The organism is Actinomycetota bacterium (assembly GCA_036280995.1).
GTDB lineage: Bacteria > Actinomycetota > CALGFH01 > CALGFH01 > CALGFH01 > CALGFH01.
On record DASUPQ010000811.1, the window covers coordinates 1 to 11126 of the forward strand.

The following is an 11126-nucleotide window of genomic DNA, read 5'->3' on the forward strand; positions in this document are numbered from 1 at the left end:
GTCGTCGGAGGCCAGGCGCTCCATGACCATGGCGATGACCACCTCGTCGGGCACCAGGTCGCCCCGGTCCATGAACTCCTGGGCGGCCCGGCCCAGCTCGGTCCCCTCGGCCACGTTCGCCCGGAAGATGTCCCCGGTGGCCACGTCGGCGCAGGTGAAGTGCTCCGCCAGCTTGACCGCCTGCGTTCCCTTGCCCGCCCCGGGCGGGCCGAGGACCACCAGCCTCAACGGAGAAAGCCCTCGTAGTTCCGCATCAGGAGCTGGGACTCGATCTGCTTCATGGTCTCCAGCCCGACCCCGACCGTGATCAGGATGGACGTGCCCCCGAACGGGAACGACTGCACGTTGCCGGCGGCCAGGGCGATGAAGGGCAGGATGGCCACGGCGCCGAGGAACACCGCCCCGGGCAGGGTGATCCGGGTCAGGATGTAGTTCAGGTGCTCGGCCGTCTGCCGGCCGGGCCGGATCCCGGGGATGAAGCCGCCGTACTTCTTCATGTTGTCGGCGGTGTCGACCGGGTTGAAGGCGATCGAGTTGTAGAAGTAGGCGAACCCGATGATCAGCAGGAAGTAGGTGATGATGTAGAGCGGGTGGCTGCCCGTCTGGGCGAACCGCTCCACGAAGTCGGTCAGCCACTCCTTGTTCACGATCGAGGCCAGCAGCACCGGGATGTACAGCAGGCTGGACGCGAAGATGATCGGGATGACCCCGGCCTGGTTGACCTTCAGGGGGATGTAGGTCGACTGGCCGCCGTACATCCGCCGGCCCACCATCCGCTTGGCGTACTGCACCGGGATCCGGCGCTGGGCCTGCTCGACGAAGATCACGGCCACCACGATCAGCAGGCCGAGGAAGCAGACCAGCCCGAAGATGAAGGCCTTGTTCACCCGCAGGATGTTGGCGCCCTCGCTGGGCAGGGTGGACACGATCGCCGCGAAGATCAGGATCGACATGCCGTTGCCGACCCCGCGCTGGGTGATCAGCTCGCCCAGCCACATGATCAGGGCCGTCCCCGCGGTCAGGGTCATGACGGCCAGGGCGAACCGGCCGGGAGTGAGCCCGGGGAAGATGTCGATCGGCAGGATCCCCTGGTTGTGGGCGAGCTGGACGATGCTGGCCGACTGCAGCAGGGCCAGGAACACCGTCACGTAGCGGGTGTACTGCTGGATCTTCTTGCGCCCGGTCTCCCCCTCCTTCTGGAGCTGCTCCAGCCGGGGGATGACCACCCCGAGGAGCTGCATGATGATCGAGGAGGTGATGTAGGGCATGATCCCGAGGGCGAAGATCGCGAACTGGGTCAGCGCCCCGCCCGAGAACAGGTTGATCAGCGTGAACGCCCCGCTGGGGTCCTGGGCCGGGTTCTCGAGGTAGTTCTGGACGGCGTCGAAGTCGACCCCGGGCACCGGCAGGTGCGACCCGAGCCGGTACACGGCGATGATCGCCACGGTGAAGAGGATCTTGCCCCGCAGCTCGGGGATCTTGAAGGCGTTGCGGAAGGCCGACAGCACGCGGGTTCCTCTCCTTTGCGGCCTAGACGACCTCTACGGTACCGCCTGCGGCGGTGATCTTGGAGGCCGCAGTGGCCGAGAAGGCGTGGGCTCGCACCTCGAAGGCGACCGAGACGTCACCGTGGCCGAGGACCTTGACCGGGGTGCCCTTGCGGGCCAGACCGGCCGCGACCAGCCCGTCCGGGTCGACGCCGCCGCCCCTGGGGAACGCGGCCTGGAGGCGGTCGAGGTTGACCACCGACCAGTGGACCTTGTTGGGGTTGGTGAACCCGCGCAGCTTGGGGACGCGGCGCTGGAGCGGCATCTGGCCGCCCTCGAACCCGATCCGGATCCGCGACCGGGCCTTGGAGCCCTTGGTGCCCCGGCCGGCCGTCTTGCCCTTGCCCGAGGCATCGCCGCGCCCCTTGCGCACCCGGTCCTTGGTGGACCCGGGCGCCGGGCGTAGGTGATGCAGCTTCACTCTTGTACCTCCTCCACCTCGACCAGGTGGGAGACCTTGAAGATCATGCCGCGGATCTCGGGGCGGTCCTCCTTGACGACGGTGTCGCCGATCCGCTTGAGCCCGAGGCTCCTGACCGTGGCCCGCTGCGGGCGGGGCCGGCCGATCAGGGACCGCTTCTGGGTGACCTTGAGGCGGGTGCTCACGCCGACTGCTCCTTCGCCTTGCCGGCGCCCGCGCCGACCGCGGCCGCCGCCTTCTGCCTGGCCACCGTGACCGGCGACATCTCGGCCAGCTCGAGGCCGCGCCGGTCGGCCACCTCCTGGGGCCGCCGGAGCTGCTTGAGGCCGGCGACGGTGGCGTGGACGATGTTGATCGGGTTGGACGACCCGAGCGACTTGGAGAGGACGTCGGAGACCCCGGCCGCCTCGAGGACGGCCCGGACCGGGCCGCCGGCGATGACCCCGGTTCCCGGGGAGGCCGGCTTGAGCAGGACCCGGCCGGCGCCCTCGGCGCCGAGCACCTCGTGCGGGATGGTCGAGCCGATCATCGGCACCGGGAAGAAGTTCTTCTTGGCCGTCTCGACCCCCTTCTGGATGGCCGAGGGGACCTCCTTGGCCTTGCCGTAGCCGACGCCGACCTTGCCGTTGCCGTCGCCCACCACCACCAGGGCGGTGAACGAGAACCGGCGGCCACCCTTCACGACCTTGGCCACGCGGTTGATCGCGACCACGCGCTCCTCGAACTGGGACTTGGGGGCCTCATCCCGGCCTGGGCCGCCCCGGTCGTCACGGGGCGGCCGGTTTCCCTGCTGTCCACCGGGACCCCGGCGAGGGGCTGGTGCCATGCGGAATGCCTCCTTCAGGATCTTCCTAGAACTTGAGACCGCCCTCGCGGGCCGCCTCGGCCAGCGCGCGGACACGTCCCTGGTACTGGTAGCCGCCGCGGTCGAACACCACCGAGGTGATGCCGGCCGCCTTGGCCCTGGTGGCCAGCTCGGCGCCGACCCGGGAGGCGGCGGCCTTCTTGTCGCCGTCGCCGGCGGAGCCCGGCGAGCCCGCCGCGGCCAGCGTGCGGCCGGCCCGGTCGTCGATGAGCTGGGCGTAGATCTGCTTGTTGGAGCGGAAGACGGCCAGGCGCGGCCGCTCGGCCGTGCCGACCACCCGCCGCCGCACGCGACGGTGGCGCCGCAGGCGCGCGTCGCGCTTCACCTTCGCATTGTTCATCGTGGGGTCCTCACTTCGCCGTCTTGCCGGCCTTGCGCCGGACGACCTCGCCGGCGTAGCGGACGCCCTTGCCCTTGTACGGGTCGGGCTTGCGCAGCCGGCGGATGTCGGCCGCCACCTGGCCCACCTGCTGCTTGTTGATGCCCTTGACCGAGAAGCGGGTCGGGCTGGTCACCTCGAAGGTGATGCCCTCGGGGGCCTTGACCGGGATCTGGTGGGAGTAGCCGAGGCTGAACACCAGGTCGGAGCCCTGGGCCTGGACCCGGTAGCCGACCCCCTGGATCTCGAGCTGCTTCTCGAACCCCTTGGTGACCCCCTCGACCATGTTGGCCACCAGGGAGCGGACCAGGCCGTGCAGGGCCCGGTGCTCGCGCTCGTCGTCGGGCCGCTCGACCAGGAGCTGGTTGCCCTCCTGGCGGACCGAGATGGACGTCGGGATCGTCTCGGCCAGGGTGCCCATGGGGCCCTTCACGGTGGCCAGGGTGCCCTCGACCGTCACCTCGACGCCGCTGGGGACCTCGATGGGAAGCTTGCCGATGCGTGACAAGGTGCGCCTCCCTTACCAGACGTAGGCCACGACCTCGCCACCGATGCCGGCCTTATGGGCGGCGCGGTCGGTGAGCAGGCCGGACGAGGTCGAGATGATGGCGATGCCGAGGCCTCCAAGGACCCGGGGCAGGCTTTCCTTCTTGGCATACACGCGCAGCCCCGGCTTGGAGATGCGGCGGACGCCGCTGATGGTCCGCTCCCGGTTGGGGCCGTACTTGAGGACGACCGTCAGCTTGGAACCGACGTCGGCCTTCTCGACCGCGTAGTCCCGGATGTAGCCCTCCTGCTTGAGGACCTTGGCGATCTCCACCTTCATCCTCGAGCTGGGCATGACGATCTCGTCGTGGTAGGCGGCGTTGCCGTTGCGCAGCCGGGTCAGCATGTCGGCGATCGGGTCGGTCATGCTCATGTCGGTACCCGCCCCCTACCAGCTCGACTTGGTGACGCCCGGCAGCTCGCCGGCGTGGGCGAGCTGGCGCACGCAGATCCGGCACAGGCCGAACTTGCGCAGCACGGCCCGCGGCCGCCCGCAGCGCTGGCAGCGCGTGTAGCCGCGCACCTTGAACTTCGGGGTGCGCTTGGCCTTGGCGATCAGGGACTTCTTTGCCATCTGCTGGTATTACCTCCTGGTCCCGCCGGTTCCGGGTGTCCGGCCTGGCGGGAACCGTCGTCAACTCTGGCGGAACGGGAACCCGAGGGCGGTGAGCAGCGCCCGCCCCTGGTCGTCGGTCTCGGCGCTGGTCACCACGGTGATGTCCATGCCCCGGATCTTCTCGATCTTGTCGTAGTCGATCTCCGGGAAGACCAGCTGCTCGGTCAGCCCGAAGGTGAAGTTGCCGTGGCCGTCGAAGGTCCTTGGGTTGAGGCCGCGGAAGTCGCGGATGCGGGGCAGGACGATCGCGACCAGCCGGTCGAGGAACTCCCACATGCGGTCGCCGCGCAGGGTGACCTTGGCCCCGATCGACTGGCCCTCGCGGATCTTGAAGCCGGCGATCGACTTCTTGGCCTTGGTGACCAGCGGCTTCTGCCCGGTGATCTGGGTCAGGTCGCGCACCGCGCCGTCCAGCAGGCGGGACTCCTTGACGGCCTCGCCGATGCCCATGTTGACCACGACCTTGAGCGGCCGCGGGACCTGCATGATGTTGCCGAGCCCGAGCTCGTCCTTGAGCCGCTGCTCGACCTCGGCGCGGTAGCGCGCCTTCAGCCGCGGCATCTCTCGCTCTGGAGCGGTCTGCGTCATCGTCTCGTCTTCCTCTTAGAACTTCGCGCCGGTGCGGGCGCAGACCCGGACCTTGACGCCGTCCTCGTCGCGGTAGGCGACCCGGGTCGGCTTGCCGTCGTCGGGGCTGAGCAGCTGCACGTTGGAGGCGTCGATCCAGGCCTCCTTCTCGGTGATGCCGCCGGTCTGGCCGCCCCGCTGGGTGGGCCGGATCTTCTCGTGCCGCTTGATGCGGTTGACGCCCTCGACCAGCACCTTGTTGCGGCGCGGGTCGACCTTGATCACCCGCCCGGTGACGCCGAGGTCCTTGCCGGCCATGACCATCACGCGGTCGTCCTTGCGTACCTTCACGGCTACAGCACCTCCGGGGCCAGGCTGATGATCTTCATGAAGCGCTTCTCCCGCAGCTCCCGGCCGACCGGCCCGAAGATGCGGGTGCCCCGCGGGTTCTGCTGCTCGTTGATGATCACGGCCGCGTTCTCGTCGAAGCGGATGTAGGAGCCGTCGGGGCGGCGCTTCTGCTTCTTGACCCGGACGACGACCGCCTTGACGACCTCGCCCTCCTTGACGGCGCCACCGGGGATGGCGTCCTTCACCGTGGCCACGATGATGTCGCCGATGGAGGCGTAGCGCCGCCCGGAGCCGCCGAGCACGCGGATGCAGAGGATCTCCTTGGCACCCGTGTTGTCCGCGACCTTCAGCCGCGACTCCTGCTGGATCATACAGACCTCTTATTCATCTTCTGTGGTCGGCGTTGTCCCATGGTTCTGCGAAGTGAACCGCAGGTTCACTTCGCCTTCTGGATGATCTCGGTGACCCGCCAGCGCTTGGTCGCCGACATGGGCCGGGTCTCGGCCAGCCGGACGAGGTCGCCCGTGCCGGCGCTGTTCTGCTCGTCGTGGGCCTTGAGCCGGGTCGTCCGCCGGATCGTCTTCTGGTACAGGCGGTGCTGGCGGATGTCCTCCACCTCGACGACCACCGTCTTGTCCATCTTGTCGGAGACCACGACCCCCGTGCGGACCTTGCGGGTCCCGCGGGGCTTGCTCGTGGTCGTCGCGTCCTGCTCGGTCACTGGCGCTCCCTCTCTGTGGCCCGCTCGCGCTGGTGCATCACGGTGAGGACCCTGGCGATGTCCTTGCGGACCTCGCGCAGCCGGTGCGGGTTGTCGAGCTGGCCGGTGACGTTCTGGAACCGGAGGTTGAACAGCTCCTCCTTGGCCTCGGCCAGCTTGGCGGCCAGCTCGTCCGCGTCCAGGTCGGCCAGCTCACTTGCCTTCATGGTCATCACTCCGCGTCAACGCGCTTCACGAACCTGCACTTCATCGGCAGCTTGTGGGCGGCCAGGCGCATCGCCTCCTGGGCGGTGGCCTCGGGAACGCCCGACAGCTCGAACATCACCCGGCCCGGCCGGACCACCGCGACCCACCACTCCGGCGAGCCCTTGCCCGAGCCCATGCGGGTCTCGGCGGGCTTCTTGGTCACCGGCTTGTCCGGGTAGACGTTGATCCAGACCTTGCCGCCACGCTTGATGTAGCGGGTCATGGCGATACGGGCGGCCTCGATCTGCCGGTTGGTCACCCAGGAGGGCTCCAGCGCCTGCAGGCCGTAGTCGCCGAAGGCCACGCTGGTGCCGCCGCTGGCCACGCCGCGGCGGTGGCCGCGGTGCTGCTTGCGGTGCTTGACGCGCTTGGGGGTCAGCATCGGTCGGTCACTCCTTGCCCTCTGCCGCCGGGACGGCCTCGGCCTCGGCCGGAGCCTCGGCCGGAACCTCGGCGGGAGCCTCGGCGGGCGCCTCGCTGGCCGGCTCGGCCTTGGAGGCGCGGCCGCCGGAGCGGCCGCCGCCGTTGCCCTCGCCCCGGCCGCGACCCGAACGGCGCTCGCCGCTGGGCCCGCCGGCGGCGGCCCGGGCGCGGGCCCGGGCCCGGTCGGCCTCCTGCTCCTCGCGCGAGGGCAGCACGTCGCCGCGGTAGATCCAGACCTTGACCCCGACCATCCCGAAGGTGGTGCGGCCCTCGGCCAGGCCGTAGTCGATGTCGGCCCGCAGGGTGTGCAGGGGCACGCGGCCCTCGCGGTAGAACTCGGTGCGGGCCATCTCGGCGCCGCCCAGGCGGCCGGAGCACTGCACCCGGATGCCCTTGGCCCCGCCCTTCATGGCCGAGTTGATGGCCCGGCGCATGGCCCGGCGGAACGACACCCGGCTGGCCAGCTGCTCGGCCACGCCCTGGGCCACGAGCTGGGCGTCGGTCTCGGCCCCCTTGACCTCGAGGATGTTCAGGGTGACCTGCTTGCCGGTCATCTTGTCGAGGTCGGCCCGGATGCGGTCGGCCTCGGCGCCGCGGCGGCCGATGACCACGCCCGGCCGCGCGGTGTGGATGTCGATCCGCACCCGGTCGCGGGTCCGCTCGATCTCCACCCGGGAGATGCCGGCGTGGCTCAGGTTCCGCTTCAGGTACTTGCGGATCTCGATGTCCTCGTGCAGGTACTTCTTGTAGTCCTTCTCGCTGAACCAGCGCGACTTCCAGTCGGTGGTGACGCCCAGGCGGAAGCCGTAGGGGTTGATCTTCTGTCCCATTACGACGCCTCCCTGGAGTCGACGACGACCGTGATGTGGCTGGTCCGCTTGTTCACCCGGTAGGCGCGGCCCAGCGCGCGGGGCCGGTGCCGCTTCAGGGTCGGGCCCTCGTCGACGAACGCCTTGGCCACGAACAGGTTGTCGGCCGGCAGCTGGAAGTTGTGCTCGGCGTTGGCGACGGCCGAGTCGAGCACCTTGCGTACCGGCAGCGCGGCCGCCCGCGGGTTGAACTGCAGGATCCGGCGCGCCTCCTCGACGTGCAGGCCGCGGATCAGGTCCAGGACCCGGCGCGCCTTGAACGGCGTCACCCGGACGAACCGAGCCTGCGCTTTGACCTCCATATCGGGGTTACCTCACTCCTGTCGCCCGCTCCTGCGAGCGGTGGATGCGGAAGGTCCTGGTCGGGGCGAACTCGCCCAGCTTGTGGCCGACCATGGCCTCCGAGATGTACACGGGCACGTGCTTGCGCCCGTCGTGGACCGCGATCGTGTGCCCGACCATGTCGGGGATGACCGTCGAGCGCCGCGACCAGGTGCGGACCACCCGCTTGTCGCGCTTGCGGTTGAGCTCGTCGATCTTCTTCAGCAGATGATCGTCGACGAAGGGACCCTTTTTCAGACTGCGTGCCATACCTAGCGCCCTCTCCCCTTGCGGCGGCGGCGGACGATGAGCTGGTCGGAGGGCTTGCGCCGGCGGGTGCGACCCTCCGGCTTGCCCCACGGGCTGGTCGGGTGACGGCCGCCGGAGCTCTTGCCCTCGCCACCGCCGAGCGGGTGGTCGACCGGGTTCATGGCCACCCCGCGGGTGGTCGGGCGCTTGCCCTTCCAGCGGTTGCGGCCGGCCTTGCCCCAGCTGATCAGCTCCTGCTCGGCGTTGCCGACCTCGCCGACGGTGGCCCGGCAGGTGGTCAGCACCTGGCGGATCTCGCCCGAGGGCATCCGCAGGGTGGCCAGCGTGCCCTCCTTGGCCAGCAGCTGGATCCCGGACCCGGCGGAGCGGCCCATCTTGGCGCCGCCGCCCGGCCGGAGCTCGACGTTGTGGACGATGGTGCCGACGGGGATGTTCTTCAGCGGCAGGGCGTTGCCCGGCTTGATGTCGGCGCCCTCGCCCGACTCGACGACGTCGCCGACCTTGAGGCGGGTGGGGGCGATGATGTAGCGCTTCTCGCCGTCCCGGTAGTGCAGCAGGGCCAGGCGGGCGGTGCGGTTGGGGTCGTACTCGATCGCCGCCACCTTGGCCGGCACGCCGTCCTTGGTCCGGCGGAAGTCGACGATCCGGTAGCGCTGCTTGTGGCCGCCGCCCTGGTGGCGCGCGGTGATGCGCCCGTGGACGTTGCGGCCACCCTTCTTCGGGCTCGGTGCCAGCAACGCCTTCTCGGGGGTCGTCTTGGTGACCTCCACGAAGTCGGCCACCGAGCTGCCCCGCCGTCCCGGCGTGGTTGGCTTGTGCTTGCGGATGCCCATGGCTACCTGGCCTCGAAGATCTCGATCTTGTCGTCGGGGTGGAGGGTGACCAGCGCCCGCTTGGTCGCCTTGCGGACCCCGAGGGTGCGGCGGGTGCGCTTGCGCTTGCCCTTGCGGTGCAGGGTGTTCACGTTGGCCACCCGGACGGAGAAGATGGCCTGGATGGCCTCCTTGATCTCCGTCTTGTTGGCGTCGGGGTCGACGATGAAGGTGTAGGTGTTCTCGTCCAGCAGGGCGTAGGACTTCTCGCTGACCACCGGCTTGTAGATCACGTCGCGAGGGTTCTTCACTTGGCGTCACCCTCCTCCAGCACCAGCTCCTCGTCGGCGGCCTGGTCGGTCGTGGCCGACCGGCCCAGGAACGCGTCAAGGGAGTCGCGGGTGAACACGACGGTGTCGCTGTTGAGCACGTCGTAGGTGTTGAGCTGGTCGAAGGTGATCAGGTGGACGGCCGGCAGGTTGCGGAAGCTCTTGATCGCCGCCTCCTCGAGGCCGTCGACCACGAACAGCAGCTTGCGCCCGCCGAGCCCGACCGTGTCCAGCAGCTCGACCGCCCTGGCCGTCTTCGGCTCCTCGAAGTCGAGGCCGTCCAGGACGACCAGGTTGCCCCCGGCGTGCCGGTCGGTCAGGGCCGAGCGCAGGGCCAGCACCTTCTCCTTCTTGTTGACCCGCAGGCTGTGGTCGCGGGGCGTCGGCCCGAAGACGACGCCGCCGCCGCGCCACTGGGGCGCCCGGATGGAGCCCTGGCGGGCCCGGCCGGTCCCCTTCTGGCGCCAGGGCTTCTTGCCCCCGCCGCGGACCTCGGCCCGGGTCTTGGTCGAGTGGGTGCCGGCCCGGGCCGCGGCGAGCTGGGCCCGCACCACCCGGTGCATCACCGGCACGTTGACCTGGACCCCGAAGATCTCCTCGGGCAGCTCGACCGAGCCGGCCTTCTTGCCCTTGGCGTTGAGGACGTCGACCTTGGCCATCAGCCGGTCACCGCCTTCACCGAGCTGCGCACCATGACCAGGCCGCGCTTGGGGCCGGGCACGGCCCCGCGGACCAGGAGCTGGTTGCGGTCGGGGTCGGCCTTGACGACCTCGAGGTTGAGCACGGTGACCCGCTGGTTGCCCATGTGGCCGGCCATCCGCATCCCCTTGAAGATGCGCGACGGGGTGGCGCAGGCGCCGACCGAGCCGGGCGAGCGGTGCTTGCGCTCGGTGCCGTGGGAGGCGCCAAGGCCCTTGAAGCCGTGCCGCTTCATCACGCCGGCGAAGCCCTTGCCCTTGGACACGCCGACGACGTCGACCCGGTCGCCCGGGGCGAACACGTCGGCCTTGAGCTCCTGGCCGAGGGTGTACTCGCCGGCGTCGGCGGTGCGCAGCTCGACCAGGTGCCGCCGGGCCTCGACGCCGGCCTTGGCGAAGTGGCCCGCCCTGGGCTTGTTGACCTTGCGGGCCTTGACGTCCCCGAAGGCGAGCTGGACGGCCGAGTAGCCGTCGCGCTCCGGCGACTTCACCTGGGTGACCGTGTTCGGCCCGGCCTGGATGACCGTGACCGGCACGACCCGGGCGTTCTCGTCGAAGATCTGGGTCATGCCCAGCTTGGTGCCGAGAAGGCCCTTGAAGGTGGCTGTCCTTGTCATAGCTTGATCTCGATGTCCACGCCGGCCGGCAGGTCCAGGCGCATCAGGCTGTCGACGGTCTTGGGAGTCGGGTCGAGAATGTCGATCAGCCGCTTGTGGGTGCGCATCTCGAAGTGCTCGCGCGAGTCCTTGTCCTTGTGGGGACTGCGGATCACGCAGTAGACCGACTTCTCGGTGGGCAGGGGGACCGGCCCGGCCGTGCGCGCGCCCGTACGGGTCACCGTGTCGACGATCTTGCGTGCCGACTGGTCGATGATCTCGTGGTCGTACGCCTTGAGGCGGATACGGATCTTCTGGTTCACCGCACGACCTCCGGTCGTGCGGAATGATGAACTTCTTTATTCATCATCATTCCATTCCACTTGCTGCAACCCTTCGGATCGCATCACTTGAGGATTTTGATGACGCGGCCGGCGCCGACGGTGCGGCCACCTTCGCGGATGGCGAAGCGGAGCCCTTCGGCCATGGCGATGGGCTGGATCAGCTTGACCGTCATCTCGGTGTTGTCCCCCGGCATGGCCATCTCGG

The 11126-nt window shown here is 69.5% G+C and carries 23 protein-coding genes and 1 pseudogene; all 24 read right to left on the reverse strand.

Annotated features, from left to right (window positions below; all coding sequences use genetic code 11):
* A partial coding sequence (locus VF468_27015; GenBank protein HEX5881940.1) for a nucleoside monophosphate kinase occupies nt 1-228 on the reverse strand: 228 nt, incomplete at its 3' end.
* The gene (gene secY, locus VF468_27020; GenBank protein ID HEX5881941.1) at nt 225-1508 is read right to left on the reverse strand and encodes a preprotein translocase subunit SecY; all 1284 of its coding nucleotides are present in this window, start codon (nt 1506-1508) and stop codon (nt 225-227) included. The genes VF468_27015 and secY, both read right to left, overlap by 4 nt.
* Before the next feature lie 22 nt (nt 1509-1530).
* Nucleotides 1531-1968, reverse strand: coding sequence for a 50S ribosomal protein L15 (gene rplO, locus VF468_27025; protein ID HEX5881942.1), 438 nt, complete (start codon nt 1966-1968; stop codon nt 1531-1533).
* Nucleotides 1965-2153, reverse strand: coding sequence for a 50S ribosomal protein L30 (rpmD, locus tag VF468_27030; protein ID HEX5881943.1), 189 nt, complete (start codon nt 2151-2153; stop codon nt 1965-1967). The genes rplO and rpmD overlap by 4 nt, the downstream gene beginning before the upstream one ends.
* Nucleotides 2150-2794: a 30S ribosomal protein S5 gene (rpsE, locus tag VF468_27035; GenBank protein HEX5881944.1), complete on the reverse strand. Its 645-nt coding sequence runs from the start codon at nt 2792-2794 to the stop codon at nt 2150-2152. The genes rpmD and rpsE overlap by 4 nt, the downstream gene beginning before the upstream one ends.
* A gap of 25 nt (nt 2795-2819) precedes the next feature.
* Nucleotides 2820-3173: a 50S ribosomal protein L18 gene (gene rplR, locus VF468_27040; GenBank protein HEX5881945.1), complete on the reverse strand. Its 354-nt coding sequence runs from the start codon at nt 3171-3173 to the stop codon at nt 2820-2822.
* 10 nt (nt 3174-3183) lie between these two features.
* A complete protein-coding gene (rplF, locus tag VF468_27045; protein HEX5881946.1) occupies nt 3184-3720 on the reverse strand; it encodes a 50S ribosomal protein L6 in 537 nt (178 codons plus the stop codon).
* 12 nt (nt 3721-3732) lie between these two features.
* Nucleotides 3733-4131, reverse strand: coding sequence for a 30S ribosomal protein S8 (gene rpsH, locus VF468_27050; protein ID HEX5881947.1), 399 nt, complete (start codon nt 4129-4131; stop codon nt 3733-3735).
* 15 nt (nt 4132-4146) lie between these two features.
* Complete coding sequence (locus VF468_27055) at nt 4147-4332, reverse strand: type Z 30S ribosomal protein S14 (GenBank protein ID HEX5881948.1); 186 nt, start codon at nt 4330-4332, stop codon at nt 4147-4149.
* Nucleotides 4333-4392: 60 nt separating this feature from the next.
* The gene (rplE, locus tag VF468_27060; protein HEX5881949.1) at nt 4393-4962 is read right to left on the reverse strand and encodes a 50S ribosomal protein L5; all 570 of its coding nucleotides are present in this window, start codon (nt 4960-4962) and stop codon (nt 4393-4395) included.
* Nucleotides 4963-4977: 15 nt separating this feature from the next.
* A complete protein-coding gene (rplX, locus tag VF468_27065) occupies nt 4978-5292 on the reverse strand; it encodes a 50S ribosomal protein L24 (protein HEX5881950.1) in 315 nt (104 codons plus the stop codon).
* Between the two features lie 2 nt (nt 5293-5294).
* Nucleotides 5295-5663, reverse strand: a complete 369-nt coding sequence (gene rplN / locus VF468_27070; GenBank protein HEX5881951.1) for a 50S ribosomal protein L14 — start codon at nt 5661-5663, stop codon at nt 5295-5297.
* 65 nt (nt 5664-5728) lie between these two features.
* Complete coding sequence (gene rpsQ, locus VF468_27075; protein HEX5881952.1) at nt 5729-6013, reverse strand: 30S ribosomal protein S17; 285 nt, start codon at nt 6011-6013, stop codon at nt 5729-5731.
* Nucleotides 6010-6225 carry a 50S ribosomal protein L29 gene (gene rpmC, locus VF468_27080; protein ID HEX5881953.1) on the reverse strand — a complete coding sequence of 72 codons (216 nt, stop codon included), beginning with the start codon at nt 6223-6225 and terminating at the stop codon, nt 6010-6012. The genes rpsQ and rpmC overlap by 4 nt, the downstream gene beginning before the upstream one ends.
* Nucleotides 6206-6641, reverse strand: a pseudogene (rplP, locus tag VF468_27085) (50S ribosomal protein L16). The gene rpmC and the pseudogene rplP overlap by 20 nt, the downstream one beginning before the upstream one ends.
* Before the next feature lie 7 nt (nt 6642-6648).
* Nucleotides 6649-7512, reverse strand: a complete 864-nt coding sequence (gene rpsC / locus VF468_27090; GenBank protein HEX5881954.1) for a 30S ribosomal protein S3 — start codon at nt 7510-7512, stop codon at nt 6649-6651.
* Entirely contained in the window at nt 7512-7853 is a 342-nt protein-coding gene (gene rplV, locus VF468_27095; protein ID HEX5881955.1) for a 50S ribosomal protein L22, read from the reverse strand. Before rplV ends, rpsC begins: the two co-directional genes overlap by 1 nt.
* A gap of 7 nt (nt 7854-7860) precedes the next feature.
* Entirely contained in the window at nt 7861-8142 is a 282-nt protein-coding gene (gene rpsS, locus VF468_27100) for a 30S ribosomal protein S19 (GenBank protein HEX5881956.1), read from the reverse strand.
* Nucleotides 8143-8144: 2 nt separating this feature from the next.
* On the reverse strand, nt 8145-8975 hold the full coding sequence (gene rplB / locus VF468_27105) for a 50S ribosomal protein L2 (protein ID HEX5881957.1): 831 nt from the start codon (nt 8973-8975) through the stop codon (nt 8145-8147).
* Nucleotides 8976-8977: 2 nt separating this feature from the next.
* Nucleotides 8978-9265, reverse strand: a complete 288-nt coding sequence (gene rplW / locus VF468_27110; GenBank protein HEX5881958.1) for a 50S ribosomal protein L23 — start codon at nt 9263-9265, stop codon at nt 8978-8980.
* On the reverse strand, nt 9262-9942 hold the full coding sequence (gene rplD / locus VF468_27115) for a 50S ribosomal protein L4 (protein ID HEX5881959.1): 681 nt from the start codon (nt 9940-9942) through the stop codon (nt 9262-9264). The genes rplW and rplD overlap by 4 nt, the downstream gene beginning before the upstream one ends.
* Nucleotides 9942-10598 carry a 50S ribosomal protein L3 gene (gene rplC, locus VF468_27120; GenBank protein ID HEX5881960.1) on the reverse strand — a complete coding sequence of 219 codons (657 nt, stop codon included), beginning with the start codon at nt 10596-10598 and terminating at the stop codon, nt 9942-9944. Before rplC ends, rplD begins: the two co-directional genes overlap by 1 nt.
* A complete protein-coding gene (gene rpsJ, locus VF468_27125; protein ID HEX5881961.1) occupies nt 10595-10900 on the reverse strand; it encodes a 30S ribosomal protein S10 in 306 nt (101 codons plus the stop codon). Before rpsJ ends, rplC begins: the two co-directional genes overlap by 4 nt.
* 83 nt (nt 10901-10983) lie before the next feature.
* Nucleotides 10984-11126 (reverse strand): elongation factor Tu (locus VF468_27130; GenBank protein ID HEX5881962.1); only part of this gene is annotated, 143 nt, incomplete at its 5' end.

Coding starts and splice junctions, on each gene's coding strand:
- rplB (HEX5881957.1), bottom strand. CDS start 8,975: ATGGGCATCCGCAAGCACAAGCCAACCACGCCGGGACGGCGGGGCAGC.
- rpsH (HEX5881947.1), bottom strand. CDS start 4,131: ATGAGCATGACCGACCCGATCGCCGACATGCTGACCCGGCTGCGCAAC.
- rplR (HEX5881945.1), bottom strand. CDS start 3,173: ATGAACAATGCGAAGGTGAAGCGCGACGCGCGCCTGCGGCGCCACCGT.
- rplC (HEX5881960.1), bottom strand. CDS start 10,598: ATGACAAGGACAGCCACCTTCAAGGGCCTTCTCGGCACCAAGCTGGGC.
- rplD (HEX5881959.1), bottom strand. CDS start 9,942: ATGGCCAAGGTCGACGTCCTCAACGCCAAGGGCAAGAAGGCCGGCTCG.
- rpmC (HEX5881953.1), bottom strand. CDS start 6,225: ATGACCATGAAGGCAAGTGAGCTGGCCGACCTGGACGCGGACGAGCTG.
- rpsC (HEX5881954.1), bottom strand. CDS start 7,512: ATGGGACAGAAGATCAACCCCTACGGCTTCCGCCTGGGCGTCACCACC.
- rpsS (HEX5881956.1), bottom strand. CDS start 8,142: ATGGCACGCAGTCTGAAAAAGGGTCCCTTCGTCGACGATCATCTGCTG.
- rplE (HEX5881949.1), bottom strand. CDS start 4,962: ATGACGCAGACCGCTCCAGAGCGAGAGATGCCGCGGCTGAAGGCGCGC.
- rplV (HEX5881955.1), bottom strand. CDS start 7,853: ATGGAGGTCAAAGCGCAGGCTCGGTTCGTCCGGGTGACGCCGTTCAAG.
- rplN (HEX5881951.1), bottom strand. CDS start 5,663: ATGATCCAGCAGGAGTCGCGGCTGAAGGTCGCGGACAACACGGGTGCC.
- rpsE (HEX5881944.1), bottom strand. CDS start 2,794: ATGGCACCAGCCCCTCGCCGGGGTCCCGGTGGACAGCAGGGAAACCGG.
- VF468_27055 (HEX5881948.1), bottom strand. CDS start 4,332: ATGGCAAAGAAGTCCCTGATCGCCAAGGCCAAGCGCACCCCGAAGTTC.